General features: G+C 66.9%; 24 protein-coding genes. 17 read left to right on the forward strand and 7 right to left on the reverse strand.

Features of this window, described 5'->3' with window-relative positions; all coding sequences use genetic code 11:
* Positions 1-40: 40 nt before the first annotated feature.
* The 9 genes from iscR to iscX all read left to right on the forward strand — a co-directional run bounded on the left by iscR (position 41) and on the right by iscX (position 6,211).
* Positions 41-595, forward strand: coding sequence for a Fe-S cluster assembly transcriptional regulator IscR (iscR, locus tag AB4061_RS11065; RefSeq protein WP_174422841.1), 555 nt, complete (start codon positions 41-43; stop codon positions 593-595).
* Positions 596-657: 62 nt separating this feature from the next.
* Positions 658-1,881, forward strand: a complete 1,224-nt coding sequence (locus tag AB4061_RS11070; RefSeq protein WP_441633762.1) for an IscS subfamily cysteine desulfurase — start codon at positions 658-660, stop codon at positions 1,879-1,881.
* Between the two features lie 62 nt (positions 1,882-1,943).
* Positions 1,944-2,345 carry a Fe-S cluster assembly scaffold IscU gene (gene iscU, locus AB4061_RS11075; RefSeq protein WP_006160178.1) on the forward strand — a complete coding sequence of 134 codons (402 nt, stop codon included), beginning with the start codon at positions 1,944-1,946 and terminating at the stop codon, positions 2,343-2,345.
* A gap of 31 nt (positions 2,346-2,376) precedes the next feature.
* Positions 2,377-2,697 (forward strand): iron-sulfur cluster assembly protein IscA, encoded by a 321-nt coding sequence (gene iscA, locus AB4061_RS11080; protein ID WP_017229301.1) that lies wholly within the window; start codon positions 2,377-2,379, stop codon positions 2,695-2,697.
* A gap of 28 nt (positions 2,698-2,725) precedes the next feature.
* Entirely contained in the window at positions 2,726-2,959 is a 234-nt protein-coding gene (locus tag AB4061_RS11085) for a DUF3565 domain-containing protein (RefSeq protein WP_441633633.1), read from the forward strand.
* 112 nt (positions 2,960-3,071) lie between these two features.
* A complete protein-coding gene (gene hscB, locus AB4061_RS11090; RefSeq protein ID WP_441633635.1) occupies positions 3,072-3,590 on the forward strand; it encodes a Fe-S protein assembly co-chaperone HscB in 519 nt (172 codons plus the stop codon).
* Positions 3,591-3,715: 125 nt separating this feature from the next.
* Positions 3,716-5,578 (forward strand): Fe-S protein assembly chaperone HscA, encoded by a 1,863-nt coding sequence (gene hscA / locus AB4061_RS11095; protein ID WP_441633637.1) that lies wholly within the window; start codon positions 3,716-3,718, stop codon positions 5,576-5,578.
* Between the two features lie 43 nt (positions 5,579-5,621).
* Positions 5,622-5,960 carry an ISC system 2Fe-2S type ferredoxin gene (gene fdx / locus AB4061_RS11100; protein WP_441633639.1) on the forward strand — a complete coding sequence of 113 codons (339 nt, stop codon included), beginning with the start codon at positions 5,622-5,624 and terminating at the stop codon, positions 5,958-5,960.
* A 56-nt stretch (positions 5,961-6,016) separates the two neighbouring features.
* Positions 6,017-6,211 carry a Fe-S cluster assembly protein IscX gene (gene iscX, locus AB4061_RS11105; protein WP_006160183.1) on the forward strand — a complete coding sequence of 65 codons (195 nt, stop codon included), beginning with the start codon at positions 6,017-6,019 and terminating at the stop codon, positions 6,209-6,211.
* A 61-nt stretch (positions 6,212-6,272) separates the two neighbouring features.
* Here iscX and AB4061_RS11110 read toward each other — a convergent pair whose 3' ends face one another.
* From AB4061_RS11110 to prfB, 4 genes are all read right to left on the reverse strand, one after another.
* Positions 6,273-7,052 carry a glycine zipper 2TM domain-containing protein gene (locus tag AB4061_RS11110; protein ID WP_441633641.1) on the reverse strand — a complete coding sequence of 260 codons (780 nt, stop codon included), beginning with the start codon at positions 7,050-7,052 and terminating at the stop codon, positions 6,273-6,275.
* A gap of 271 nt (positions 7,053-7,323) precedes the next feature.
* Complete coding sequence (lysS, locus tag AB4061_RS11115) at positions 7,324-8,862, reverse strand: lysine--tRNA ligase (protein WP_043344898.1); 1,539 nt, start codon at positions 8,860-8,862, stop codon at positions 7,324-7,326.
* A 40-nt stretch (positions 8,863-8,902) separates the two neighbouring features.
* Complete coding sequence (locus AB4061_RS11120; RefSeq protein ID WP_441633644.1) at positions 8,903-9,673, reverse strand: SDR family oxidoreductase; 771 nt, start codon at positions 9,671-9,673, stop codon at positions 8,903-8,905.
* A gap of 97 nt (positions 9,674-9,770) precedes the next feature.
* Positions 9,771-10,875 (reverse strand): peptide chain release factor 2 gene (gene prfB / locus AB4061_RS11125; protein ID WP_441633646.1). Its coding sequence is split into 2 segments (ribosomal slippage): positions 9,771-10,793 and positions 10,795-10,875, totalling 1,104 coding nucleotides; the frame shifts between segments, so codons are not numbered across the junction.
* 211 nt (positions 10,876-11,086) lie between these two features.
* Between prfB and AB4061_RS11130 the strand changes: the two genes are divergently transcribed.
* A complete protein-coding gene (locus tag AB4061_RS11130) occupies positions 11,087-11,809 on the forward strand; it encodes a peptidoglycan DD-metalloendopeptidase family protein (RefSeq protein ID WP_441633648.1) in 723 nt (240 codons plus the stop codon).
* Between the two features lie 21 nt (positions 11,810-11,830).
* On the opposite strand, the gene recJ is transcribed toward AB4061_RS11130, so the two are convergent.
* Entirely contained in the window at positions 11,831-13,528 is a 1,698-nt protein-coding gene (gene recJ, locus AB4061_RS11135) for a single-stranded-DNA-specific exonuclease RecJ (RefSeq protein WP_441633650.1), read from the reverse strand.
* Between the two features lie 27 nt (positions 13,529-13,555).
* Positions 13,556-14,680 carry a hypothetical protein gene (locus tag AB4061_RS11140; RefSeq protein WP_441633652.1) on the reverse strand — a complete coding sequence of 375 codons (1,125 nt, stop codon included), beginning with the start codon at positions 14,678-14,680 and terminating at the stop codon, positions 13,556-13,558.
* A gap of 170 nt (positions 14,681-14,850) precedes the next feature.
* On the opposite strand from AB4061_RS11140, the gene AB4061_RS11145 reads away from it, so the two are divergent.
* From AB4061_RS11145 to AB4061_RS11160, 4 genes are all read left to right on the forward strand, one after another.
* A complete protein-coding gene (locus AB4061_RS11145; RefSeq protein ID WP_441633654.1) occupies positions 14,851-16,101 on the forward strand; it encodes a lipoprotein-releasing ABC transporter permease subunit in 1,251 nt (416 codons plus the stop codon).
* Positions 16,094-16,843 (forward strand): lipoprotein-releasing ABC transporter ATP-binding protein LolD, encoded by a 750-nt coding sequence (lolD, locus tag AB4061_RS11150; RefSeq protein ID WP_441633656.1) that lies wholly within the window; start codon positions 16,094-16,096, stop codon positions 16,841-16,843. The genes AB4061_RS11145 and lolD overlap by 8 nt, the downstream gene beginning before the upstream one ends.
* Positions 16,844-16,869: 26 nt before the next feature.
* Positions 16,870-17,751 (forward strand): TatD family hydrolase, encoded by an 882-nt coding sequence (locus AB4061_RS11155; protein WP_441633658.1) that lies wholly within the window; start codon positions 16,870-16,872, stop codon positions 17,749-17,751.
* Between the two features lie 72 nt (positions 17,752-17,823).
* Complete coding sequence (locus AB4061_RS11160; RefSeq protein WP_441633660.1) at positions 17,824-20,262, forward strand: DNA internalization-related competence protein ComEC/Rec2; 2,439 nt, start codon at positions 17,824-17,826, stop codon at positions 20,260-20,262.
* Here the strand turns inward: AB4061_RS11160 and AB4061_RS11165 are convergent.
* Positions 20,174-21,112, reverse strand: coding sequence for a MurR/RpiR family transcriptional regulator (locus tag AB4061_RS11165; protein WP_150983851.1), 939 nt, complete (start codon positions 21,110-21,112; stop codon positions 20,174-20,176). The two genes, AB4061_RS11160 and AB4061_RS11165, sit on opposite strands and share 89 nt — an antisense overlap.
* Before the next feature lie 327 nt (positions 21,113-21,439).
* Here AB4061_RS11165 and edd point away from each other — a divergent pair, with 327 nt between their 5' ends.
* The 3 genes from edd (at position 21,440) to AB4061_RS11180 (ending at position 25,760) form a co-directional block, all read left to right on the forward strand.
* Complete coding sequence (edd, locus tag AB4061_RS11170; protein ID WP_441633662.1) at positions 21,440-23,326, forward strand: phosphogluconate dehydratase; 1,887 nt, start codon at positions 21,440-21,442, stop codon at positions 23,324-23,326.
* 188 nt (positions 23,327-23,514) lie between these two features.
* The gene (locus AB4061_RS11175; protein WP_441633664.1) at positions 23,515-24,024 is read left to right on the forward strand and encodes a gluconokinase; all 510 of its coding nucleotides are present in this window, start codon (positions 23,515-23,517) and stop codon (positions 24,022-24,024) included.
* A gap of 263 nt (positions 24,025-24,287) precedes the next feature.
* Positions 24,288-25,760 (forward strand): circularly permuted type 2 ATP-grasp protein, encoded by a 1,473-nt coding sequence (locus AB4061_RS11180; RefSeq protein ID WP_267606113.1) that lies wholly within the window; start codon positions 24,288-24,290, stop codon positions 25,758-25,760.
* The last annotated feature ends 68 nt before the right edge of the window (positions 25,761-25,828 follow it).

Genomic DNA, 25,828 nt, shown 5'->3' on the forward strand with positions numbered 1-25,828 from the left:
TTTTATACTTGACCAAAATGATCAAGTACTCCCCAGCATCATGAGACTGACGACCAAAGGCCGCTTCGCGGTAACCGCCATGATTGACCTGGCCATGCGCCAGGATCAGGGCCCCGTTACGCTAGCGGGCATCAGCCAGCGCCAGAAAATATCCCTCTCTTACCTAGAGCAGCTGTTCGGTAAGCTGCGCCGCCACGAGATCGTGGAAAGCGTGCGCGGCCCGGGCGGCGGCTACAGTCTTGCCCGCAAGGCGGAAGACGTGACGGTGGCCGATATCATCATCGCAGTCGATGAGCCGCTCGACGCCACGCAATGCGGCGGAAAGGGTAATTGTAACGGAGATGAGGGAACCGGTCGCTGCATGACCCACGAGCTGTGGGCCACGCTGAACCAGAAAATGGTCGAGTATCTCGATTCCGTCTCCCTGAAGAACCTGGTCGACCAGCAGCGCGCCAAGTGTCCCGCGGTGTTGCACGACATGCGCGAGGAGTCGGCGGCGCAAACCGTGGCCGCGCCGATCGGCAAGGCGGACAAGCAGGAAAAGCCCGCGCGTCCGCGGGTGGTGAATTCGGTTTTCAGCCTGGCTCAGTCGTAAGACGGGCAGCCGGCGAGAGAATAGAGAGCAACGTCAAGCATAGCGGTCCCTAAAAGGCAGTCATAACGATGAGCACCCCACATTTCCCCATCTACATGGATTACTCAGCCACCACGCCGGTAGACCCGCGCGTGGCGGACAAGATGATTCCGTACTTGCGTGAACAGTTCGGCAATCCGGCTTCGCGCAGCCACGCCTACGGCTGGGATGCCGAGCGCGCGGTGGAAGAAGCGCGTGAGCAGGTGGCGGCACTGGTGGGCGCCGATCCGCGCGAGATCGTGTGGACATCGGGCGCAACCGAGTCCAACAACCTCGCCATCAAGGGCGCGGCCAATTTCTATTCGGGCAAGGGCAAGCACCTGATCACGGTGAAGACCGAGCACAAGGCTGTGCTCGACACCACCCGTGAGCTGGAGCGCCAGGGCTTCGAGGTGACCTACCTCGACGTGCAGGAAAACGGCCTGGTCGACATCGAAGTGCTCAAGGCGGCGATCCGCCCTGACACGATCCTGGTGTCGGTGATGCTGGTCAACAACGAGATCGGGGTGATCCAGGACGTGGCGCAGATCGGCGAGATCTGCCGCGCCAAGGGCATCATCTTCCATTGCGACGCGGCCCAGGCCACCGGCAAGGTGGCGATCGACCTGAACACGCTGAAGTGCGACCTGATGTCGTTCTCGGCACACAAGACCTACGGCCCGAAGGGCGTGGGCGCGCTGTACGTACGCCGCAAGCCGCGCGTGCGCCTGGAAGCGCAGATGCACGGCGGCGGTCACGAGCGCGGCATGCGTTCGGGCACGCTGGCCACGCATCAGATCGTGGGCATGGGCGAAGCCTTCCGCATCGCCCGCGAGGAAATGGCTACGGAAAACGAGCGTATCCGCATGCTGCGCGATCGCCTGTGGCGTGGCCTGTCGGGCATGGAAGAGGTCTACCTGAACGGCGACCTGGAACAACGCGTGCCGCATAACCTCAATGTCAGCTTCAACTTCGTCGAAGGCGAATCGCTGATCATGGCGATCAAGGACGTGGCGGTGTCGTCGGGTTCGGCCTGCACCTCGGCGTCGCTGGAGCCTTCGTACGTGCTGCGCGCCCTGGGCCGCAACGACGAACTCGCGCACAGTTCGATCCGCTTCACGGTGGGCCGTTTCACCACCGAGGAAGAAGTCGATTACACCGTGGAACTGCTCAAGAGCAAGATCTCCAAGCTGCGCGATTTGTCGCCGCTGTGGGAAATGTTCAAGGACGGTGTGGACCTGAATTCCATCCAGTGGGCAGCGCACTAAGCACCAAGCGCCAAGACCCACGCAAGACCCCATAAATACCGATACGCCAAGAGGTAGCCAAAATGTCATACAGCACCAAGGTTCTCGACCACTATGAAAACCCCCGCAATGTTGGCTCGTTCGATAAGAACGACGACGCGGTGGGCACCGGCATGGTTGGCGCGCCCGCTTGCGGCGACGTCATGAAGCTGCAGATCAAGGTCAACGAAGCTGGCGTGATCGAAGACGCCAAGTTCAAGACCTATGGCTGCGGCTCGGCCATCGCGTCCTCCTCGCTCGTGACCGAATGGGTCAAGGGCAAGACCGTGGATCAGGCACTGGAAATCAAGAATACGCACATCGCCGAAGAACTGGCGTTGCCGCCGGTGAAGATCCACTGCTCCATCCTGGCCGAAGATGCCATCAAGGCAGCGGTCGAGGACTACAAGAAGAAGCACGAAGGCGCCGAGCAGAAGGCCGCCTGAGTTCCGCGTTCAATCAAGGGATGAAGCAGCGATGATCACGCTTACCGAGAAGGCCGCCAAGCATGTGGCGCGCTACCTGGACCGCCGCGGCAAGGGCGTTGGCCTGCGCCTCGGCGTCAAGACCACCGGCTGCTCGGGCCTGGCCTACAAGCTGGAGTACGTCGACGACCTGTTGCCGGAAGACAGCGTGTTCGAGTCGCACGGCATCAAGGTGATCGTCGATCCCAAGAGCTTGCCGTATATCGATGGCACCGAGCTCGATTTTGCGCGTGAAGGCTTGAACGAGGGGTTTCGTTTCAACAACCCCAACGTCAAGGATGAGTGCGGTTGCGGAGAGTCGTTCCGGGTTTGAGCGTGCTGGCATCAGCACGCCGGATACGATGAAACGCAGCATTGTCGGCTTTCACCAGGACGAGGAAAGCCACTGGGTGGCGGAACTCGATTGCGGGCATGGCCAGCATATGCGCCATGACCCGCCCTGGCAGATGCGTCCATGGACGCTGACGCCGCAGGGGCGGGCGGCCAGGATGGGCGCGCTGGTGAACTGCCTGAAATGTGATCGGGCGGAGCCGCCGGCGGATTGGGCGGGCAGCAGCGCGAAGCGCGCCGCCTGACCGGATCAGCCGCCACATTGCTGCGGCCTGTGCCGCGCGGTCAGCGTGCCGCTTTCACGCTGAAGGCAGTTCAAAGGGGCGGCGCAGCCGCTCCTTTTTGTTGGGGAAGGTGTTGAAAGACGATTATTTCGCGCTATTCGGCCTGCCGGTCGGATATGCAGTCGACGAGGGGGCGCTGGACGCAGCCTACCTGACCGTGCAATCGCAGGCGCATCCGGACCGCTTCGCCAATGCCGGCGATGCGGAGCGGCGCGTGGCCATGCAATGGGCCGCGCATGCCAACGAGGCGTACCGCACGCTGCGCCAGCCGCTCAAGCGCGCGATCTACCTGCTGACGCTGCGTGGCGTGGACATCCAGGCCGAGAGCAATACCGCCATGGCGCCCGCCTTCCTGATGCAGCAGATGGAATGGCGCGAGGCCCTCCAGGAAGCGGTTGAAGAGAAAGATGTCGCGCGCCTCGATGCGCTGCTGCGTGAGCTGCGTGGCGAGAAGCGCGAGCGCCACGCGGCGCTGGGTGCGCTGCTCGATGCCGGCGATAACGCGGGTGCCGGCAGCGCGGCCAGGCAATTGATGTTCATCGAGAAAATCGAGCACGACACCAGCGAGGCGATCGAGCGCCTGGAAGGCTAGGGTCCCCGAGGGACCCCAGCGCCGCCAGGCAAGTTCACCTCAGCCATGCCACAATGGCGCCCCGGCGCAAAGCCGGCCTGTGTGACGGGCCGTTTTTGCCACCGCACGATTAAAGAAGATTCATCATGGCATTGCTCCAGATCTCCGAACCCGGCATGTCGCCGGCACCTCACCAGAAGCGGCTCGCGGTCGGCATCGACCTTGGCACCACCAATTCGCTGGTGGCAGCGGTTCGCAACAGCATTCCCGAAGTCCTGACCGACGAAAGCGGCCGCGCGTTGCTGCCTTCGGTCGTGCGCTACCTGCCCAAGGGTGCGCAGATCGGCTACCGCGCGCAGGAAGAAGCGGTGCACGACCCCAAGAACACCATCGTCTCGGTCAAGCGCTTCATGGGGCGCGGCTTGCGCGACGTCGCGCATATCGAGCACAGCCCCTACGATTTCGTCGATGCGCSCGGCATGGTGCAGATCAAGACCGTGGCCGGCGTGAAGAGTCCGGTGGAAGTCTCGGCGGAAATCCTGGCCACGCTGCGCCAGCGTGCCGAGGATTCGCTCGGCGACGAACTCGTCGGCGCGGTGATTACGGTGCCCGCCTATTTCGACGACGCCCAGCGCCAGGCCACCAAGGATGCCGCGCAGCTCGCGGGCCTTGAAGTGTTGCGCTTGCTCAACGAGCCCACCGCGGCTGCCATCGCCTATGGCCTGGACAATGCTTCCGAGGGCATCTACGCGGTGTACGACCTCGGCGGCGGCACCTTCGATATCTCCATCCTCAAGCTCAGCCGGGGCGTGTTCGAAGTGCTGGCCACCGGCGGCGATTCCGCCCTGGGTGGCGACGATTTCGACCAGCGCCTGATGTGCTGGATCGTCGAGCAGGCTAACCTGCAACCGCTGTCTGCCGAGGATATGCGCCTGCTGATGGTGCGCTCCCGCGCGGCCAAGGAAGCGTTGTCGGCGGCCGATTCGACCGTGATCGATGCCGTGCTGAACAGCGGCGAGATCGTGCACCTGACGCTCTCGGCCTCGACCTTTGTCGAGCTGACCGCGCCGCTGGTGCAAAAGACCCTGTCGCCTGTGCGCAAGGCGCTGCGCGATGCCGGCGTCGCGGCGGACGAGGTCAAGGGCGTCGTGCTGGTTGGCGGCGCAACCCGCATCCCCTCGATCCGCAAGGCGGTGGGAGACTTCTTCGGCCAGCCGCCGCTGACCAACCTCGATCCGGACAAGGTCGTGGCCCTGGGCGCGGCCATGCAGGCCAACCTGCTGGCCGGCAACGGCGCCCCCGGCGAGGACTGGCTGCTGCTGGACGTGATCCCGCTGTCACTGGGCGTGGAAACCATGGGTGGCCTGGTCGAGAAGATCATCCCGCGCAACAGCACCATCCCGGTTGCCCGCGCGCAGGAATTCACCACGTTCAAGGACGGCCAGACGGCCATCGCCATCCACGTGCTGCAAGGCGAGCGCGAACTGGCGAGCGATTGCCGCTCGCTGGCGCGTTTCGAGTTGCGCGGCATTCCGCCGATGGTAGCCGGCGCGGCACGCATTCGCGTGACGTACCAGGTTGACGCCGACGGGCTGCTGTCGGTCTTCGCGCGCGAGACGCAATCGGGCGTGGAGGCGACTATCGCTGTCAAGCCGTCCTACGGCCTTGCCGACGACGAGATCGCGCGCATGCTGCAGGACAGCTTCCGCGAAGCCGAGCACGACATGAAGAGCCGTGCGCTGGCGGAGGAACGCGTGGATGCCGCGCGCCTTATCGAAGCCACGCGCCGCGCGCTGGAACTCGATGGCGACCTGCTCTCGGCCGAGGAGCGCGCCGACGTGGAGCGCCTGATCGCGGCCGCGAGCGACGTTGCCGCAGGCGAAGATCACCACGCCATCAAGACGGCGGTGGAAGCGCTGTCCCGCGGCACCGACGAATTCGCTGCCCGCCGGATGGACCGCTCGATCAAGAGCGCGCTGGCCGGCCGCAAGGTGCAGGACCTGGGCTGATCCCCGAGGCCAATCGCACCCTATTTATATCCCAGGACATTCCATGCCACAGATCATCGTATTGCCCCACGTCGAACTCTGCCCCGAAGGGGCCGTGTTCGAAGCCAAAGCCGGCACCAGCATTTGCGACGCGTTGCTCAGCAACGGCATCGAGATCGAGCACGCCTGCGAGAAGTCTTGCGCGTGCACCACCTGCCACGTGGTGGTGCGCGAGGGCTTCAACTCGCTGGAAGAGGCCGAAGAAAAAGAGGAAGACCTGCTCGACAAGGCCTGGGGCCTGGAGCCCAACTCGCGCCTGTCCTGCCAGGCCCTGGTGGCCGACGGCGACCTCACCGTGCAGATCCCCAAGTACACGATCAACCATGCCAAGGAAGAGCATTGAGCGCGGCGCGCTCGCTGACTTGCTGGCCTGACCAGAGCTGACCGGAGAGAATTCCCATGAAGTGGACCGACACCTACGACATCGCCGCCGCCCTGTACGACAAGTACCCGGACGTGGATCCCACCACCATCCGCTTCACCGACCTGCACCGCTGGGTCATGGAGCTGGACGGCTTTGCCGATGTGGCCGATCGCTCGGGCGAGAAGATCCTGGAAGCGATTCAATCCGCCTGGATTGAAGAAGCGGAATAAAGGCTGGAACGAAAAAAAACCGCGTCTCACGCGGTTTTTTTTTGCTGTTGCGGATGCCGGCTCAGCCAGCGACCAGCTGGCCATCCTGCATGTGCACACGTTCCCCGACTTGCACGCCCGGGTCGGCTTGATACGTGAAGGTGCGGTGGCTGCCGTTGTCCATCTGCACGCGGACCTGGTAGCTGGTGTCCTTGCGCACGGTCTTCTCGATCTGGTTGCCGGCAAAGCCGCCGCCCACAGCACCGGCCACGGTGCCCAGGATACGGCCATTGCCCTTGCCGATCTGGTTGCCGAGCAGGCCGCCGATGACCGCGCCGCCGACGGCGCCCAGGCCACTGGCCGGCTTGGGCGCTTCGATCGGGGTGATGGCTACGACGCGGCCGGCATACGCGCTGCCTTGCGCCGGCTGGCGTTCGGCATAGGCGCCGTTGTCATTGCGGCTGGGCGCGGGACCATAGCCTGCATCGCGGCTGGCGCTGCTGCGCTCCTGGGCGCGGCGTGCAGCGGGTGCCGGTGCCGGTGCCGGTGCGGCCGGGGCGATGGGCGCTTGTGCCAGGTTCGCGGTCTCGGGCGGCCGCGTGGTGCTGCCCGGTGCCGGCAGTTGCGCGGTGTCGGCGCCATTGACGGTGGCATTGGCGGCGACAGGCGCAGTCAGGGATTGCTGCGTTCCCTGCGTGGCCTTGCTGGTAGGCAGCACGCCAGTCATGGCGGCGACCGCGGTCAGGCTGGCGATCACGATGGCTACCGCGGCGGCGCCGACCAGCGGATGCAGGCGGCGTTGGGTGGGCAGGGAAGCGGGCATGGCAGGCTCGTTGGATTGGTGCAAGGTTGGATTCGACATATTATTTTCCTCGCAAACGCAGCCGGTCAGCGGTACTGATGGCTAGCGGTTCGATGGACCTAGTTTGGCCCAATTCACTGCCATTTTCCGTTTGATTTTGTAAGTTTCTGTAGTCTGAAATTTTCTTTTAAATCATAGGCTTGGCAGCGAAACTGCATGGCCTTCGCGGGCTGTGTTTGTAACAAGCTCGCAGCCACAAGCAAAAAGCCCCACCAAACATTGGTGGGGCTTTTTGCTGTGCGAGGCAGCCCGGCGAGGCTGCCGCGCCGCGTCAGTCCTCGCGGCGCAGATGCGGGAACAAGATGACGTCGCGGATGTTCGGGCTGTCGGTCAGCAACATCACCAGGCGGTCGATGCCGATGCCGCAGCCGCCCGTCGGGGGCATGCCGTATTCCAGCGCACGGATGTAGTCGGCGTCGAAGTACATCGCTTCTTCGTCGCCAGCATCCTTCTGGTCAACCTGCTTGCGGAAGCGCTCGGCCTGGTCTTCGGCGTCGTTCAGCTCGGAGAACCCGTTGGCGATCTCGCGGCCGGTGATGAACAGCTCGAAGCGCTCGGTGATGCCCGGCTGGGTATCCGAGGCGCGCGCCAGCGGCGAGACTTCCACCGGGTAGTCGATGATGAACGTCGGCTCCCACAGCTGGCTTTCGGCGGTTTCCTCGAACAGCACCAGTTGCAGCGTGCCCAGGCCCGCATTAAGGAATTGCGGGGCGCCGGTGTTGATGCCGAACTTCTTCAGCTCGGCGCGCAGGAATTCCGTGTCGGCCAGTTGCGCGTCGGTATATTGCGGCGCGAACTTCTGGATGGCCTGCGTGATGGTGAGGCGATGGAACGGCTTGGACAGGTCCAGCTCGCGGTCCTGGTAGGTCAGCACGGCGCTGCCGCGCGCGTCGATCGCGGCCTGGCGGATCAGGTCCTCGGTGAAGTCCATCAGCCAGCGGTAGTCCGTGTAGGCCGCGTAGAACTCCATCATGGTGAACTCAGGGTTGTGGCGCGGGCTCACCCCCTCGTTGCGGAAGTTGCGGTTGATCTCGAACACGCGCTCGAAACCGCCCACCACCAGGCGCTTCAGGTACAGCTCGGGCGCGATGCGCAGGAACATCTGCATGTCCAGCGCGTTGTGGTGGGTGATGAACGGCTTGGCCGTGGCGCCGCCCGGGATCGGGTGCAGCATCGGCGTTTCGACTTCCATGAAGTCGTTGCTGGCCATGTGCCGGCGCAGCGAGCTGATGGCGTTGGTGCGGGCGCGGAAGGTGGCGCGCGTTTCCGGCGACACGATCAGGTCCACATAGCGCTGGCGGTATTTCTGTTCCTGGTCGGCCAGGCCGTAGTAGTCGCCGGGCAGGGGGCGCAGGCTCTTGGACAGCAGGCGCAGTTCGGTCACCGCCACCGACAGCTCACCAGTCTTGGTCTTCATCAGCGTGCCGCGGGCCGCCACGATATCGCCCAGGTCCCACTTCTTGAAGGCGGCGTACACGTCTTCACCGATCGCATCGCGGCTGATGTAGAACTGGATGCGGCCCGAGCCGTCCTGCACGGTGGCAAAGCTGGCCTTGCCCATCACGCGCTTGAGCATCATGCGCCCGGCGATGGCGACTTCCACCGGGGTGGCTTCGAGCACGGCCTGCTCGGTCTCGCTGTACTGCGTGTGCAGCGCGGCGGCCTGGTGGGTCGGGCGGAAGTCGTTGGGGAAGGCCGGGCCTTGCTGACGCAGGGCCTGGAGCTTCTCGCGCCGTTCCGCGATGATCTTGTTTTCGTCGGCTGCGGCCGGGACGTTGGTCTCGGCGGGAGCGCGGTTGGATTCGGTCATGATGTCTTGGTGGGTCGCTCGGGCCAGGCCCGCGCGAGGTTCATGTATTGCGGATGTCGTCGAGCTCGGTGCTGCCGAAGTCAGGCCGCTGCAGGTACGCAGCGATACGCTGCGCGGTGTCGTCGGCCGAGGCCAGCTGATCGTTGTCCTTGAGGTCGCGGAAGCGCTGCACCTGCGCAAAGTCGGCGTTGCGGATGGTGGCCTGCATGCCGGTATCGACCACGCCCGGCGCCAGCGCTACCGCGCGCACGGCGCGTTCGGCCGGCGCCTGCGCGTATTCGGCGTTGATGGAGCGCACGAACATGTCCAGGCCCGCCTTGCCAGCGCAATACGCGCTCCAGCCTTCGACCGGGCGGCGCGCCGCGCCGGAGGAGATCGCCAGGATCTTGCGCGGGCAGCCAAAGCGCTCGGTGTGCGAGAGGAAGGCCGCGGTCATGGTCATCGGCGTGGCCAGGTTGGTCAGCAGATGCTGCACCACCGCCGGTTCGCGCAGATTGGCGATGGGGCCGATCGGATCGATCACGCCCGCGTTCAGGATCAGCGTGACGCTGGCAAGCGTCTCCTCGACGACATCGAGGACGCTGCCGAGCCAGGTTGCCGACGGGCCAGCTTGGGAGAGGTCTTGCAAGTGCCAGGCTACCTTGACGCCGCTGGCGGACGCCGCCCGTTCCAGCTCGGGATTGCGGCTGCGGGACACGCACACCAGGCGGTTGCCCGGTTTGAGCAATGCCTGCGTCAGCGAGGCACCGAGCCCGCGCGAGGTGCCCGTGATGATGATCAGATGCGTTGCTGCGGTCGATGCTGCGGTCATGGTCAAGATTGTCCCGGCAGGTGAGTGGCCGCACCTGCCGCCGCCACACGCCGATCCCTGCCGGGAGCGCGTGGCGGCGGCGCGGCGCCGCTGCGTGTTACAGCCCTTGCTTCAGGCTGGCTACGATGAAGGGATCCAGGTCGCCGTCCAGCACCTTCTGCGTGTTGGACATTTCCACGTTGGTGCGCAGATCCTTGATGCGGCTCTGGTCCAGCACGTACGAGCGGATCTGGTGGCCCCAGCCCACATCGGTCTTGGACGACTCCAGCTTGTCGGCTTCGGCCTGGCGCTTGCGCATTTCGTGCTCATACAGGCGCGACTTCAGCATCGACATGGCTTCGGCGCGGTTGCGGTGCTGCGAGCGGTCGTTCTGGCACTGCACCACAATGCCGGTCGGGATGTGCGTGATCCGCACGGCCGAATCGGTCTTGTTGATGTGCTGGCCGCCCGCGCCGGAGGCACGGTAGGTATCCACGCGCAGGTCCGCCGGATTGACGTCGACCTCGAACGATTCGTCGACCTCGGGGTAGACGAAGACCGACGAGAACGACGTGTGGCGGCCGCCCGACGAATCGAACGGCGACTTGCGCACCAGGCGGTGCACGCCGGTTTCCGTGCGCAGGTAGCCGAACGCGTACTCGCCCTCGACCTTGATCGTGGCGCTCTTGATGCCCGCCACGTCGCCCTCCGACTCTTCCAGCACTTCGGCCTTGAAGCCCTTGCGCTCGCAGTACTTCAGGTACTGGCGCAGCAGCATCGAGGCCCAGTCGCAGGCTTCGGTGCCGCCGGCGCCGGCCTGGATGTCGATAAAGGCGTTGGCCTGGTCCATTTCGCCGGAGAACATGCGGCGGAATTCCATGTCGGCGACGATGGCCTCGAAGCCGGCAACGTCGGTTTCGATGGCTTCCAGCGTGTCGTCGTCGCCTTCTTCGCGGGCGAGCTCGAACAGCTCGTCGGCGCCGCTAAGGTCGTCCGTGAGCTTGCCGAGCACGCTGACCACGCCCTCCAGCATCTTCTTTTCCTTGCCGAGATCCTGGGCCCGCTTGGGGTTGTTCCAGACCTCGGGGTCCTCGAGTTCGCCGTTGACTTCGTCGAGTCGTCCTACTTTGACATCGTAGTCAAAGATACCCCCGTAGATCTTCCGTTCGCGAACGGAGATCAGAGATGGCACCGGAGATGGCGTTGAGGCGTTCTGCTTCCATGATGTTCCTGCGCTTTCAAAACCTTGAATTATAGCGGATCGGGGGCTTTTGCCCCGGTTGTGATCGTGTCTGTTGCGCGATTTCGAACGGTTTGCCCCCTGGAGGGTCTACAGTTGCGGGTGCATCATGGCAGACTCGAACGTGCCGTCGGCCCAAGACCGGCCACCAGGCAGGCTTCAAGTTAAGGACAGGGAGGGACGATAAGTACGTGATGAAGCAAAGCAACCACGACAAGACGAGCGCGCGGCGCCGCGCGCTTGGCCTGCTGGCCGCCGCCGCTGCGGCGTGCCTGGCCGCCGGCTGCGGCACCCTGGCCAGCGAACCCGCGCCGGATGGCTACTACCGGGTGCAGAGCGGCGACACCTTGTACACCGTGGCCCGGCGGCACAAGCGCGCCGTGCGCGACCTGGTGCGCTGGAACCAGCTGCCCAGCGCGGACCGGATCGAAGTCGGGCAACTGCTGCGGGTCCGCCCGCCGGCTGGCGCCAGCGCCGGCACGGGGGCCGGCAACGGCCCGGTGGCGGTCGGGGACACGCCGCGGGTGGACAACAGCGCGCCGTCGCGCGCGCCCGCCACCAGCATCCGCCTGCAATGGCCGGCCGACGGCCGCGTGACCGCCGGCTACGGGCCGCCTGCCAGCAAGGGCCTGCGCATCAACACGGCGCCCGGCAGCGTGGTGCGCGCGGCCGCCGCCGGCAAGGCCATCCACGTCGGCGACCTGCGCGGCTACGGCATGCTGGTGATCATCAAGCACGACGACAACTGGCTGACGGTGTATGGCAACCTGGACAAGCCCTCGGTCAGCGAGGGCGCGCAGGTATCCGGCGGGCAGGAGGTCGGGCGCATGGGCACGGCCGACAGCGAGCTGCATTTCGAGGTACGCAACAACGGCAAACCGGTGGATCCGGTGGGGCTGCTGCCGTCGCGCGGCTAAGCCACCCGCTGGGCGGGCGCGCTACTGCGCGTGCTCGATCACCATCTGCACCCGTGTGATGCCGTTGAAGGTATTGTTGTCGAGCCGGTAGGCCACCAGCGCGCTGGCGCCCAGCGAATCCGCATGGTTGAACCAGATCGCGTCGAAGCGCTGGCTGCCGCGCCCCAGCTGCAGCTTCAGGTGCTTGCCCTTGAGCACGCTCTGGCGCAGCACGTCGAACTCGCCGCAGAAGGTGGGCGCAGGGAAGCCCTGGCCCCAGACCTGCTGCTCCAGCAGCGAGACGAATTCCGGGCTGAAGCAGGCATCCTCGATGTCGCCATCGGTCTCGATTACCCGCGCCAGCTGCTCGTCGCTCAGCCATTCGCGCCCCACCGCCTCGAACGCTTCCATGAACTGCCCGAAGCTGTCGGCGCCGAGGGTCAGTCCGGCCGCCATGGCGTGGCCGCCAAACTTCTTCAGCAGGCCGGGATGGCGCTTGGACACCAGGTCCAGCGCATCGCGCAGGTGAAAGCCCGGGATGGAGCGGCCCGATCCTTTGATCGTGTCTTCGTCGCCCGGGGCGAAGGTGATGGTGGGGCGATGGTATTTTTCCTTGAGCCGCGAGGCCACGATGCCGATCACGCCCTGGTGCCAGGTGTCGTTGAACACGCTGACGGTAAAGCGCGCGGCCGGATCCAGCGCGCCCAGCGGGCCTTCCAGGATCTGCAAGGCTTCCTGCTGCATGCCAGCTTCGATATCGCGCCGCTCGCGGTTCATGCCGTCGAGTTCCTGGGCGATTTCCCAGGCGCGGTTGGCGTCGTCGGTCAGCAGGCATTCGATGCCGAGCGACATGTCGGCCAGCCGCCCTGCGGCGTTCAGGCGCGGGCCCACGCCAAAGCCCAGGTCGAAGGTGTTGGCGCGCGTGGCCTCGCGCCCGGCGGCGCGGAAGAGGGCGGCCACGCCGGCGTGCATGCGGCCGGCGCGCATGCGCTTGAGGCCCTGCGCCACCAGGATGCGGTTGTTGCTGTCGAGCTTGACCACGTCGGCGACGGTGCCTAGCGCCACCAGGTCCAGCAGGGTGTCCAGGCGCGGCTGGGTCTGCGCGTCGAACACGCCGCGGCGGCGCAGTTCGGCACGCAAGGCCAGCAGCACGTAGAACATCACGCCCACGCCCGCCAGGTTCTTGCTGGGGAATTCGCAGCCGGGCTGGTTGGGGTTGACGATCACGGCCGCGTCGGGCAGCTGGTCGCCGGGCAAGTGGTGGTCGGTCACCACCACGTCGATGCCGAGCGCATTGGCCGCCGCCACGCCGTCGACGCTGGCAATGCCGTTGTCCACCGTCACGATCACATCCGGCTGCTGCTTGGCGGCCAGGGCCACGATCTCCGGGGTCAGGCCGTAGCCGTACTCGAAGCGGTTGGGCACGATGTAGTCGATGCGCGCCCCCAGCATGCGCAAACCGCGCACGCCTACCGCGCAGGCGGTGGCGCCGTCGCAGTCATAGTCCGCCACGATCAGCAGGCGCCGGCCCGCGGCGATGGCGTCGGCCAGGTAGGTGGCCGCGTGGTCGATGCCTTTCATGGCCGCCGGCGGCACCAGGCCGGGCAGCTCGGTGGCGAGCTCGGCCGGCTCGCGTACGCCCCGTGCCGAGAGGATGCGCGCCAGCGTGGGATGCAGGCCGATCCCGGCCAGCTTGCCGGCATATTCGGCGGAAAAGGAACGAACGGCGATTTTTGTCATTGCGGGGTCTTGCGGAAAACCAGGGGATCAGGCGGCATAGGCGAGGTCGGACAGCAGCGCGCGCCAGTCGCCGCGCTGGCCCAGGCCGCGCCAGAACTTGCGCAGGTCGGCGCGGCGCACGGTGAACTCGGCGTAGTGGTTGTCGCCGGACAGCATCAGCGTGACCGCCTGCAACTGCCCGGCTTCAAGGGCGGCCAGGGCGGGCGCGAACCATTCGGCGTCGAGCGTGTGCATGCGCTCGATCCACAGGCCCCAGTCCTGGGCGATATGGGACTCGATGGCGTCCTCCAGCAGCACCATGGCGCTGCCCTGCATCGCCTGGATTGCCTTGAAACGCGGCGGCTGGGGCTGGCATGCCGCGCCGCCGGCCAGCGCCACGCCGCGCAGGAAGGCGTCGCTGGTCAATACCGTGTCCGCCAGGCGCGGCACCGGCTGCAGGGTGCCGCCGCCGTGGAGCCAGACCGAATTGACGGAGAACTCTCCCGCAGCCTCCCTGGCCTGGTTCACCGGATGGTCGTACCAGGTCATCTGGATTTCGTTCTGGATCCGGCGCCAGTCGCGGGCGCGCTCGCCGGCTTGCATCCACACATCGATATTGCGGCCGGTGGCGCGCAGCGGGCTGGCGGCCACAAGTGGCCCGAATACGGCTTGCGGGATGTACCAGCGCGCCGGGTGCGGTGTCTCAAGCACAATGCCGGATTCCTGCAGCAGCGCCGCCACCGCGGCGTGCAGGGCGGCGGACTCCTCGGCCCGGATATGCAGCTGGGCCGGATCCATCAGCACCAGGTGGTCGCGCGCGGCGTGGATATGCACCGGCTGCAGGCAGGCCCAGGCCTGGCCATCGTCCACCGTGGCACTGGCGCCGGCGGCGGTCATGTCGGCCAGGCGCATGTACGGGGCGCTGGGCACACGGGCTGTGTCGAGCCTGGCGCGCCCGGCCAGCCAGCGCTCATGCGGCAGCGCGCGCAGGAAGGGGTCGTCGTGCCGCTCGCGCGGGCCGGGGCTGGCGCGCGTGAGCAACTTTCCCAGCGCCGGCAACTCCAACTGCCGCAGCAGGGCTTCGAGCATGGCGTCGTTGCCCCCGCCGTCGGCGTCGATCGCGGCGCCGGGCGGGACAGAAAAGGGCACAATCAGGGTCAGGTGCGTCATCATGGTGCCGAGATTGTAAACTTGCGGCTGGCTGGCGGCGGAAATATCGTCCCCGGCCTCGGTTGCGACAGTGGCGACAGTGGCGCGAGCGGCGCCCCGGGTGTGCGGCCGGCAAGTCATCAGCGGCGTCGGCGGTGTGGCGCCGGCGTTTCTCCTTAACAACAGGAACCCTCTTGAACTTTCCTTACGAGTGGCAGATCGGTTGGCGATACACCCGCGCAAGCAAGCGCGCCAGCCGCAACACCTTTATTTCCTTTATCTCGATGATTTCCATGCTCGGCATTGCGCTGGGCGTGGCGGCGCTGATCGTGGTGCTGTCGGTGATGAACGGTTTCCAGAAAGAAGTGCGGGATCGCATGCTCTCGGTGCTGTCGCACATCGAGGTGGTCGGCCCCGGGGCGCTGCCCGACTGGCAGAAGACCGCCGCCGAGGCGATGCGCAACAAGGAAGTGATCGGTGCTGCGCCCTATGTGGCCGCGCAGGCTATGCTGACCCGCGAGGACGCCGTGCGCGGCGTGCTGCTGCGCGGGGTCGAGCCTTCGGAAGAGCCCAAGGTTTCCGATATCGGCAAGCAGTTCCGGGGCGGCAGCATGGAGCAGCTGCTTCCGGGCGAGTTCGGCATTGCCCTGGGCAATGAGCTGGCCAACGCGATGGGCGTGCAGGTGGGCGACAAGGTCACGCTGGTGGTGCCGCAGGGCACCATCACGCCGGCCGGCGTGCTGCCGAGGCTCAAGCAGTTCACGGTGGTGGGCGTGTTCTCGTCCGGCCATTTCGAGTTCGACAATGCGCTGGCGCTGATCAATATCCGCGACGCCGAAGCCATGTTCCGCCTCGCCGGGCCCACCGGCGTGCGTTTGAAACTGACGGACATGCAGCGTGCGCCCCAGGTAGCCGACCAGCTGGCCGGCACGCTCTCGGGCGAGCTTTACCTGCGGGACTGGTCCAAGCAGAACCGCAACTGGTTTGCCGCGGTACAGACCGAGAAGCGCATGATGTTCATCATCCTGACGCTGATCATCGCGGTGGCGGCCTTCAACCTGGTGTCCACGCTGGTCATGACCGTGACGGACAAGCAGGCTGACATCGCCATCCTGCGCACCATGGGCGCCCAGCCGAGCTCGATCACCAAGATCTTTATCGTGCAGGGCGTTGCCATTGGCTTTATCGGCACGCTGGCGGGGGTTGCCGGCGGCGCCTTGATCGCCTTCAACATCGATGTGATCGTGCCCTTTATCGAACAGCTGCTGCATGTGCAGTTCCTGCCGCGCGACATCTATTTCATTAGCGAACTGCCCTCGGATCCCCGCGTGAACGACATTGCGACCATCGGTATCGTCTCCTTCGTGCTGTCCATCCTGGCCACGCTCTACCCAAGCTGGCGTGCCGCCCGCGTCAACCCGGCGGAGGCGCTGCGCTATGAGTGAAACCCTGATGCGCGCCGCACCGGCCGGCAATGCCGCTGACGCCGCTGGCAAGGCCGGCTCGGATACGCCGGTGCTGCTGGCCGAAGGCCTGACCAAGCGCTTCCGCCAGGGCGGCCTGGACGTGACCGTGCTCAAGGGCGTGGATGTCCGGGTGGATGCGGGCGAGAAAGTCGCCATCGTGGGCGCTTCCGGCTCCGGCAAGAGCACGCTGCTGCATGTGCTGGGCGGGCTCGATAACCCGGACAGCGGGCGGGTCGCCTTGAAGGGCCGGCCCTTCACCGCGCTGCGCGAGAGCGAGCGCAATATCGTGCGCAACCGCGAGCTGGGCTTCATCTACCAGTTCCACCACCTGCTGCCCGAGTTCACCGCGCTGGATAATGTGGCCATGCCGATGCGCATCCGCGGGCTGCGCCAGCCCGAGGCGCGCGCGGCGGCGATGACGGTGCTGGAGCGCGTGGGCCTGGGCGACCGGGCGCAGCACCGGCCCGGCGAGCTGTCGGGCGGCGAGCGCCAGCGGGTGGCGATCGCCCGCGCGCTGGTGGGCGGCCCGGCCTGTGTGCTGGCGGACGAGCCCACCGGCAACCTGGACGACCATACCGCGGGCGGCGTCTACGACCTGATGCTGGAGCTGTCGCGCACGCTGGGCACCAGTTTTGTCATCGTGACCCATGACCTCGACCTGGCCAGCCGCTGCGATCGCGTGCTGCGACTGCGCGACGGGCATATCCACCGCGAGCGCTGAGCGCCCTGGCGCCAGCGGAACCCACCATGTGGATCGATACGCATTGCCACCTCGACGCGGGCGAATTCGATGCCGACCGTGACACCGTTGCCGCCGCCGCTGCCACGGCGGGGGTGACGGGCATCGTGCTGCCGGCCGTGGCCGTGTCGAATTTTGCCGCGGTGCGGGCGCTGGCGCATCGCCACGCTAGCTGCGTCTACGCGCTGGGGATCCATCCGCTGTGCACGCCGGGCGCGGGCCAGGCCGACCTCGACGCCTTGCGCAGCGAGGCGCAAGCCTCGCTGGCCGATCCGCGCTTCGTCGGTATCGGCGAGATCGGGCTCGATTTCTTCGTGCCCGGCCTCGATGCCGCGCACCAGGCCTGGATCTACGCCGAGCAACTCAAGATTGCGCGCGAGCTGGACTTGCCGGTGCTGCTGCATGTGCGTAAGTCGCAGGACCAGGTGGCGGCCCAGTTGCGCCGCATCGGCGTGCGCCAGGGCATTGCCCATGCTTTCAACGGCAGTGTGCAGCAGGCGCGGGGATTTATCGACCAGGGCCTCAAGCTGGGTTTCGGCGGCAACCTGACCTTCAGCCGCGCCAACCAGATCCGGCGCCTGGCGGTGGACCTGCCGCTCGACGCCATCGTGCTGGAAACCGACGCACCCGACATCGCGCCCGCCTGGCTGTCCGACGACCAGTTCGGCGAGCAGCACAAGGCGCGCAACACGCCTGCCGAAGTGGCCGGCGTGGCGCGCGTGCTGGGCGAGTTGCGCGGGCTGGATGCCGTGCCGCTGGCGCAGGCGATGTGGCGCAACTCCGTGGCCGCCTTGCCGCGGCTGGGCGCGTTCGCGTCAACCATGTTCCCCTCGGCATTGCCTGCTTTGGCCCCGGCCGAAACAATCGGCAACCAACCCGTTTCATCCTGACAAGTCTGGCGGCCGGTGACGGCCGTATAAGCAGACGCATCCGATATCCCATCTACCCGTTGGGGAGTCCACATGCGTCTGTCTTTGCTCGCCTTCGTGGCGGGCTGCTGGTGGCTGCAGCAACAAGGCTCGCTGCCGCGTGGCGGCGCGGTGTGGGCGTTGGCGGCTGCCGGGCTCCTGGCGGCCACGCTCGCGCTGGGCCTGCGCACGCGCCGGCCTGGCTGGGCGCGGGTGGCCTGGATCGCGTTGTCGCTGCTGGCTGGTTTCGGCTGTTCGGCGTGGCGCGCCGAGGTTCGTCTGGCAGAGCGGCTCGCGCCTGGGCTGGAAGGGGTCGACCTGCAGGTGAGTGGCGTGGTGGCCGGGCTGCCGGCGCAGGCCGCGCGCGGCCAGCGCTTCGTGTTCGCGCTCGACGATGCGGCTGGCATGCCGCCCCGCGTCTTGCTGGGCTGGGAGGATGCCCCGGCCGGCTTGCGGCCGGGCGAGCGCTACGTCTTCACCGTGCGCTTGCGACAGCCTCATGGCCTGGCCAACCCGCATGGCTTCGATTACGAGTTCTGGCTGATGGCGGCCGGGCTTGGCGCCACTGGCCATGTGCGCGATGCCATCGGCGAGCCGCAGGACGCTGTCGGCGAACGGCTGGCGTGGCGGATCGCGCGATGGCGGGCGCAGGTGCGCGATCACGTCTTGCAAAGCCTGCCAGCCGATGCTCGCTTCGCCCCGGTGCTGGCGGCCCTCGTGGTGGGCGATCAGCAAGGCATCCAGCAGCGGGACTGGACCTTGTTCACGCGCACCGGCATCGGCCACCTGATCAGCATTTCCGGCTTGCATATCACCATGATTTCCGGCCTGTTCTCCAGCTTGGTTCATTGGCTGTGGCGGCATTCGTTCGGGCTCGGGCGATGGCTGCCGCGGCCCTTGCCGCTGTGGTGGCCGGCGCGCCGCGCCGCGCTGGTGGGCGCGGTGATCGCGGCCCTCGTCTACGGCCTGCTGGCGGGCATGCAGGTGCCGGCGCTGCGCACCGTGTCGATGCTGGTGGTGGCGGCGCTGGCACTCTGGAGCGGGCGCACGCCGCCGGCCTCGCTGGCGCTGGCCTGGGCGGCGTTCGTGGCGATCGGGCTCGACCCCTGGGCTGTGCTGTCGCCCGGCTTCTGGCTTTCCTTCGGCGCGGTGGGCGTGATCTTCCTGGCGGCGGCGCAACCGGCCAATCAGTCCGCGCTGACGCGTTGGCAGCGTGTTTGCGCCAGCCTTGGGCAGGCCGCGCGCACGCAATGGTCCGTCACTATCGGGCTGGTGCCGCTGACCTTGCTGCTGTTCCAGCAGATCTCGGTGATTTCGCCGCTGGCCAATGCAGTGGCAATCCCGCTGGTCAGCCTGCTGGTGACGCCGATGGCCTTGCTGGCGGCGGCGGTGCCCGCGCCGGTGGCGGGCTGGCTGCTCAGCCCCGCGCACCTGCTGCTGCACTGGCTGGTGCTGGGCCTGGAGTGGCTGTCGGCGCCGCCTTGGGCGGTGTGGCAGGCCGCGCACGCCGGGCCGGCGGCGCTGGCGCTGGCGGTGCTCGGCGCGCTGCTGTTGCTGGCGCCCGTGCCCTGTGGCGTGCGCGCGCGCCTGCATGGCGTGGTACTGCTGTTGCCGATGGTGCTGGCGGGGCGGCAGCCAGTGGCGCACGGGGAGTTTCGCGCCACTGCGATCGATATCGGGCAGGGCACGGCGGTACTAGTGGAAACGCGCTCGCGCGTGCTGCTCTACGATGCCGGGCCGGCTTACGGCTGGGGCGCCGCGCGTGGCGAATTGGGCAACAGCGCCGGCGCGCGGGACATCGTGCCGTTCCTGCGCGGCGCTGGGGTGCGCAGGCTGGATACGCTGGTGATCAGCCATGAAGACGCGGACCATGCGGGCGGTGCGCGCGACATCATGGCGGCGCTGCCGGTGGACAGCCTGCTATCGGGCGCGCCGCCGGGGCATCGGCTGCTGGTGCCGCCGGCGAGCGCTGCGCACCTGGAGGCGCAGCCTTGCGAGGCGGGGCAGCAGTGGGAGTGGGATGGCGTGCGTTTTGCCATGCTGCATCCCTTGCCGGGCGCCGCGCAGAATGCCGCCATCGACAGCAATGCGCGCAGTTGCGTGCTCAAGGTGGCGGGCAGCGCGCGCAGCCTGCTGCTGACCGGCGATATCGGCCGGCGTGACGAGGCGGCGCTGTTGGCGCGCCTGTCGACGCAAGACTTGCGCGCGGACTTCCTGCAAGTGCCGCATCACGGCAGCAACACCTCATCGAGCGGCGCGTTCCTGGCCGTGGTGGCGCCGGAGGTCGCGCTGTTCCAGGTGGGCTACCGCAACCGCCACCGGCATCCTCGGCCCGAGATCTGGGACCGCTACGGTTCGCACGAGATCGCCCGCTATCGCAGCGACGAGACCGGCGCGGTCCAGCTCACGACGCGCGGCGAGTCTTACGCGCTGCAGGCTTACCGCCAGCACGCGCGGCGCTACTGGCGCGCGGCGCCGCCTGCGCCTCGCTGAGATGCGCGGGCTCGGCCTGGGCGATGCGGCGCTCGCGCAGGTGCGCCTTGGCGCGTTGCAGGCCGGCGGAGACGGTATCGGCGCGCTCCAGGGCGACGCCTGCTGCCAGCACGTCGCCCAGCACGAGGTGGCAGATGCGGGAGGTCATCGGCGTGTAGACCTCGCTGTCTTCCTCCACGTCCGAGAACACGCAGACGTCCGCCAGCGCGGCCAGCGGCGAGCCGCTGTGGGTCAGCGCCAGCACGCTGGCGCCGCTGGCGCGGGCGAGCGTGGCGGCGGCCAGCATGTCCCAGGTGCGCCCGCTGTTCGAGACCAGCACGGCCACGTCGCCGGGCCCGAGCAGCGCCGCTGACATGCTGAAGACGTGCGAGTCCGAATAGGCCACCGTGGGCATGCCAAGGCGGAAGAACTTGTGCTGGATATCCAGGGCGACGATGCCCGAGTTGCCGCAGCCATAGAACTCGATGCGCCTGGCCGCGGCGAGCAGCTGGATGCCATGTTCGATCTGGTCCGCCGACAGTGCATTGCGCACGGTCATCAGGGTGGCGATGGTGCGGTCGAACACCTTGCCGGCGATATCGGCGGGGCGGTCCTCGGCCTTGACGTCCTGGTGCACGAAGGGCGTGCCGCCACCCACGTTCTGGGCGAACTGGAGCTTGAACTCGCGAAAGCCGTCGTAGCCCAGCGCCGCGCAAAAGCGCGCAATGGTGGGCTGGGACACGCCCGCGCGCTCGGCCAGCTCGGGCATCGACAAGCGGATCACGCTGGCGCCGTGGCGGGCGACATAGTCGGCAAGGCGGCGTTCGGAGGGGCGGAGCGTGTCATAGACGGCAAGAATTCGGTCGCGCATGGTAGGGCAGGGATGGGCTGTCTGTGCCGGGGAATTGTTCTGGCTTTGGCCCCGGAGTCCGTGGCTCGACGGATCGAGCGGCATGTAGATATTCTACATAATCAGAGGCGGGATCATGGCGGCTTCAACGTCGCACCCGAGTAGGGATTTCACCTATGTGCGCCAAATATGCCATGAATAAAGCGCTTTGTGGTGTTCGTGCATAGTGCTTTCAATTTGGCTTTCGATATAATGTAGAAAATCTACAAACAATAGCGCCAACCGGCGCTCGCTAGTCCCACCAGTCCTCCCGGATACGATCAGGCATCACGACCAGGAACTCCCCCAATGTCAAAAGCCCTCCACGCCGAAGTCCACGCCGTCACCGAGCGCGTGATCGCGCGCAGCCAGCGCAGCCGCGCCGCCTATCTCGCGCGCTGCGAACGCGCCCAGCAGGAGCTGGGCCCCTTGCGCGGGCTGTCCTGCGCCAACCTCGCCCACGGCCTGGCCGCGCTGCCCGCGCATGACAAGCTCAAGCTGCGGGTCGAGCATGCTGCCAACCTCGGCATCGTCACCGCGTACAACGACATGCTGTCGGCCCACCAGCCGTACGAGCGCTATCCCGGCGTGATCCGGGAGGCCGCGCGTGCCGTTGGCGCAGTGGCGCAGGTGGCGGGCGGCGTGCCGGCGATGTGCGATGGCATCACGCAGGGCAATGCCGGCATGGAGCTGTCGCTGTTTTCGCGCGATGCCATTGCGATGGCCACTGCGGTCTCGCTGTCGCACAACACCTTCGATGCCGCGGTCATGCTGGGCGTGTGCGACAAGATCGTGCCGGGCCTGCTGATGGGGGCGCTGCAGTTCGGCCACCTGCCGGTGGTGTTCGTGCCGGCGGGGCCGATGTCGACGGGCTTGTCCAACAAGGAAAAGGCGCGCGTGCGCCAGCTTTACGCAACCGGCCAGGTGGGCCGCGAAGCCTTGCTGGAGGCCGAATGCGAGGCCTATCACGGCGCCGGCACGTGCACCTTCTACGGCACCGCCAACAGCAACCAGTTCCTGATGGAAATCATGGGCCTGCATATGCCGGGCGCGGCCTTCGTGCATCCGGACAGCGGCCTGCGCGACGCGCTCACCGCCGCCGCGGCCCAGCGCGCGCTGGCCCTGACGGCGCGGGGCGGCGACTACCTGCCGCTGGCGCGCATCGTGGACGAGCGCGCGGTGATCAATGCCGTGGTCGGCCTGCTGGCCACGGGCGGCTCGACCAACCACACCATCCACCTGGTGGCGATGGCGCGCGCGGCGGGCATCCTGATCGACTGGGACGATTTCGACCGTCTCTCGCGCATCACGCCGCTGCTGGCGCGGGTCTACCCCAACGGCTCGGCCGACGTGAACCACTTCCACGCCGCGGGCGGTGTGGCCTACGTGATTCGCCAGCTGCTCAGCGCCGGGTTGCTGCACGAGGACGTGGAGACCGTGGCCGGGCGTGGCCTGGCCCGTTACACGCAAGAGCCCGTGATGCTCGACGGCGTGCTGCAGTGGCGCGACGGTGCCGCAGTCAGCGGCGACGCCACGGTGCTGGCCACCGCGGCCGAGCCGTTCTCCCCCGAGGGCGGCTTGCGCCTGCTGCAAGGCAATCTTGGCCGCGGCATGATCAAGGTGTCGGCGGTGGCGGACGCGCATCGGGTGGTCGAAGCACCGGCCCGCGTCTTTGACTCGCAAGAGCAATTGCAAGCTGCGTTCGAAGCTGGCGAGTTCACGGGCGACATGATCGCGGTCGTGCGTTTCCAGGGGCCCAACGCCAACGGCATGCCCGAACTGCACCGCCTCACCCCGGTGCTGGGCTCGCTGCAGGACGCCGGCCACAAGGTTGCGCTGGTGACCGATGGCCGCATGTCGGGCGCCTCGGGCAAGGTGCCGGCGGTCATTCATGTGGGTCCTGAGGCACTTGCCGGCGGCCCGCTGGCGCGCGTGCGTGACGGCGACCGGATCCGCGTGGACGCCGTGGCGGGCACGCTGGAATGGCTCGGCGCCGCCAATGGCGACGGCGACCTGGCCACGCGTGCTTCCGCCGTATTGCCGGACGACGCCTTCACGAATTTCAGCGTTGGCCGGGGCCTGTTTGGGCTGTTCCGCCGCAACGCGCGGATCGCGGAGGAGGGCGGCAGCGCGCTGGACCTCTCCGAGGCTGACGCGCCCGGCGCTGTCCAAACGGGCGCGGCCGTCGCACAATAGGCAGCGCCCCTTAAATTTGTGTCATTTGTGTCTCCGGCAGCCGATGGCTGGCGGAGACGACCCCGAGCCGGCCCATGCGGGTCCTATCATGGCTTCATGGCTGAACGCTTGCGGAGCCAGCCGGCGGCCGGCGCGGGGTCTACCGACAAGGATGGGAAAACCATCCGAACATGATCGTTGGAGCAGACATGATCTACATCCTGATGGGCGTTTCCGGCTGCGGAAAGACCACGGTCGGCCAGTTGCTGGCCAAGACCTTGCAATGYGGCTTCCACGACGCCGATGAATTCCACAGCGCCGCCAACAAGGCGAAGATGCACAACGGCATCGCGCTGACCGACGACGACCGCTGGCCCTGGCTGGCCGCGATGCGCGCGGCGATCGATGCAGCCCGCGCCGAGGGGCGCACCCACGTCTTTACCTGTTCCGCGCTGCGGCAAATCTACCGCGACCGCCTGACCCCCGCCGATGGCGGCGTGACCTTTATCTACATGAAGGGCGATGCAGCGATCATTGGCGGCCGCCTGGCCGAGCGCAGCGACCACTTCTTCAATCCCGCCCTGTTGCAGAGCCAGTTCGAGACCCTGGAGGAGCCGCGCGACGCCCTGGTGCTCGATATCCGCCAGACGCCGGAGGCGCTGGTGCAGCGCATCCTGGCCGGAGTGCAGGCGCAGCAAGGCGCGGCGATCGCCCGCTGAACCGATGCCAACGCCGGCCCGAAGCGAAGGCTGGCAGACATCTTGCTTATCCATGTTTGATGGCGCGAATGCCTGCTGCTTGCGGCTTTCGTGGTCATAGGTATCCTATAGGGACAGCACTTCGAAGCATGACGAGACGGTCCGCGGCCAAGCCGCCGGGCCTCGGGTGGTGATCTCAAGGTGCTGTGCCGGGAACAACAAGCCAATCAAAACGGGATAGCCGGCAGTTTGGGCGGCACCCAAATCATGGGGGAACGGCCATCATGGCGGCGCGGTTTTTCGACGAGATGCTCGATTGGCAAGATGGCGTGGCAGCAGCAATCCACGCGGGCGAGTCCCTGCCGGCAGGTGCCGTGCGGGGGCATTACAAGCAGTTCGCGGATTGGTTGGCGCGCCAGTCCGAAGGCACCATGGACAACAAGCGCGCCGAGGCCGACCTGATTTTCCGGCGTGTGGGCATCACGTTCGCCGTTTACGGTGAAAAAGACGAGTCCAACAGCGGTACCGAGCGGACCATCCCATTCGACGTCATTCCCCGCATCTTCCCCGCCAGCGAGTGGGCAACGCTTGAGCGCGGCCTGCGCCAGCGGGTGTCGGCGCTGAACCGCTTCATCCACGATATCTATCACGGGCAGGACATCATCCGCGCCGGTGTGATCCCGCCAGACCAGATCTACAACAACGCGCAGTACCGCCCCGAGATGCTCGGCATCGACGTGCCCCGTGATATCTACGCCCACGTGGCGGGCATCGACGTAGTACGTGCTGGCGAGGGCGAGTTCTACGTGCTGGAAGACAACCTGCGCGTGCCCTCCGGCGTGTCCTACATGCTGGAGAACCGCAAGATGATGATGCGGTTGTTCCCGGACCTGTTCGCGCGCAATCGCGTGGCGCCGGTGGCGCACTATCCCGACCTGCTGCTCGACATGCTGCGCGGCGTCTCGCCGCAGAACATCGCCGATCCCACGGTGGTGGTGCTCACGCCCGGCATGTACAACTCCGCCTACTTCGAGCATGCCTTCCTGGCGCAGCAAATGGGTGTGGAACTGGTCGAGGGCAGCGACCTGTTCGTACAGGACGACCACCTCTACATGCGCACCACCCAGGGCCCGCAGCGCATCGACGTGATCTACCGCCGGGTCGACGACGACTTCCTCGATCCGCTGGTGTTCCGCTCGGATTCCACGCTGGGCGCGGCGGGGCTGCTCTCGGTCTACCGCGCGGGCAACGTCACCATCTGCAATGCCATCGGCACGGGCGTGGCCGACGACAAGTCGATCTATCCCTACGTGCCCGACATGATCCGCTTCTACCTTGGCGAGGAAGCGATCCTCAACAACGTGCCGACGTACATGTGCCGCCGCCCGGACGACCTGCAGTACGTGCTGGACCACATGAGCGAGCTGGTGGTCAAGGAAACCCACGGGGCCGGCGGCTACGGCATGCTGGTGGGGCCTGCCGCCACGCGCGCGGAGATCGACACGTTCCGCGAGGTCGTGCGCGCGCGTCCCGAGCAGTACATCGCGCAGCCCACGCTGGCGCTTTCCACCTGCCCGACCTATGTCGAGTCGGGGATCGCGCCGCGCCACATCGACCTGCGTCCGTTCGTGCTGTCCGGCAAGGATGTGCGCATGGTGCCTGGCGGGCTGACCCGCGTTGCGCTGCGCGAAGGCTCGCTGGTGGTCAACTCCTCGCAGGGCGGGGGCACCAAGGACACCTGGGTACTGGAGCGCTGACGCGCGGCGCCCGCAAGGATTGTTTGTGATTCCCGCGCTGGCCGCCGCGTTGCCGGCGGCGCGCGGGC

It is taken from the genome of Cupriavidus sp. YAF13, assembly GCF_052113425.1.
Classification (GTDB): Bacteria; Pseudomonadota; Gammaproteobacteria; order Burkholderiales; family Burkholderiaceae; genus Cupriavidus.

What these genes read in the sequence shown, in the direction of transcription:
- iscR (WP_174422841.1), top strand. Translation starts at nt 41, where the DNA reads ATGAGACTGACGACCAAAGGCCGCTTCGCGGTAACCGCCATGATTGAC.
- iscU (WP_006160178.1), top strand. Translation starts at nt 1,944, where the DNA reads ATGTCATACAGCACCAAGGTTCTCGACCACTATGAAAACCCCCGCAAT.
- iscA (WP_017229301.1), top strand. Translation starts at nt 2,377, where the DNA reads ATGATCACGCTTACCGAGAAGGCCGCCAAGCATGTGGCGCGCTACCTG.
- AB4061_RS11085 (WP_441633633.1), top strand. Translation starts at nt 2,726, where the DNA reads ATGAAACGCAGCATTGTCGGCTTTCACCAGGACGAGGAAAGCCACTGG.
- fdx (WP_441633639.1), top strand. Translation starts at nt 5,622, where the DNA reads ATGCCACAGATCATCGTATTGCCCCACGTCGAACTCTGCCCCGAAGGG.
- iscX (WP_006160183.1), top strand. Translation starts at nt 6,017, where the DNA reads ATGAAGTGGACCGACACCTACGACATCGCCGCCGCCCTGTACGACAAG.
- AB4061_RS11110 (WP_441633641.1), bottom strand. Translation starts at nt 7,052, where the DNA reads ATGTCGAATCCAACCTTGCACCAATCCAACGAGCCTGCCATGCCCGCT.
- lysS (WP_043344898.1), bottom strand. Translation starts at nt 8,862, where the DNA reads ATGACCGAATCCAACCGCGCTCCCGCCGAGACCAACGTCCCGGCCGCA.
- AB4061_RS11120 (WP_441633644.1), bottom strand. Translation starts at nt 9,673, where the DNA reads ATGACCGCAGCATCGACCGCAGCAACGCATCTGATCATCATCACGGGC.
- AB4061_RS11130 (WP_441633648.1), top strand. Translation starts at nt 11,087, where the DNA reads ATGAAGCAAAGCAACCACGACAAGACGAGCGCGCGGCGCCGCGCGCTT.
- recJ (WP_441633650.1), bottom strand. Translation starts at nt 13,528, where the DNA reads ATGACAAAAATCGCCGTTCGTTCCTTTTCCGCCGAATATGCCGGCAAG.
- AB4061_RS11140 (WP_441633652.1), bottom strand. Translation starts at nt 14,680, where the DNA reads ATGATGACGCACCTGACCCTGATTGTGCCCTTTTCTGTCCCGCCCGGC.
- lolD (WP_441633656.1), top strand. Translation starts at nt 16,094, where the DNA reads ATGAGTGAAACCCTGATGCGCGCCGCACCGGCCGGCAATGCCGCTGAC.
- AB4061_RS11155 (WP_441633658.1), top strand. Translation starts at nt 16,870, where the DNA reads ATGTGGATCGATACGCATTGCCACCTCGACGCGGGCGAATTCGATGCC.
- AB4061_RS11160 (WP_441633660.1), top strand. Translation starts at nt 17,824, where the DNA reads ATGCGTCTGTCTTTGCTCGCCTTCGTGGCGGGCTGCTGGTGGCTGCAG.
- AB4061_RS11165 (WP_150983851.1), bottom strand. Translation starts at nt 21,112, where the DNA reads ATGCGCGACCGAATTCTTGCCGTCTATGACACGCTCCGCCCCTCCGAA.
- edd (WP_441633662.1), top strand. Translation starts at nt 21,440, where the DNA reads ATGTCAAAAGCCCTCCACGCCGAAGTCCACGCCGTCACCGAGCGCGTG.
- AB4061_RS11180 (WP_267606113.1), top strand. Translation starts at nt 24,288, where the DNA reads ATGGCGGCGCGGTTTTTCGACGAGATGCTCGATTGGCAAGATGGCGTG.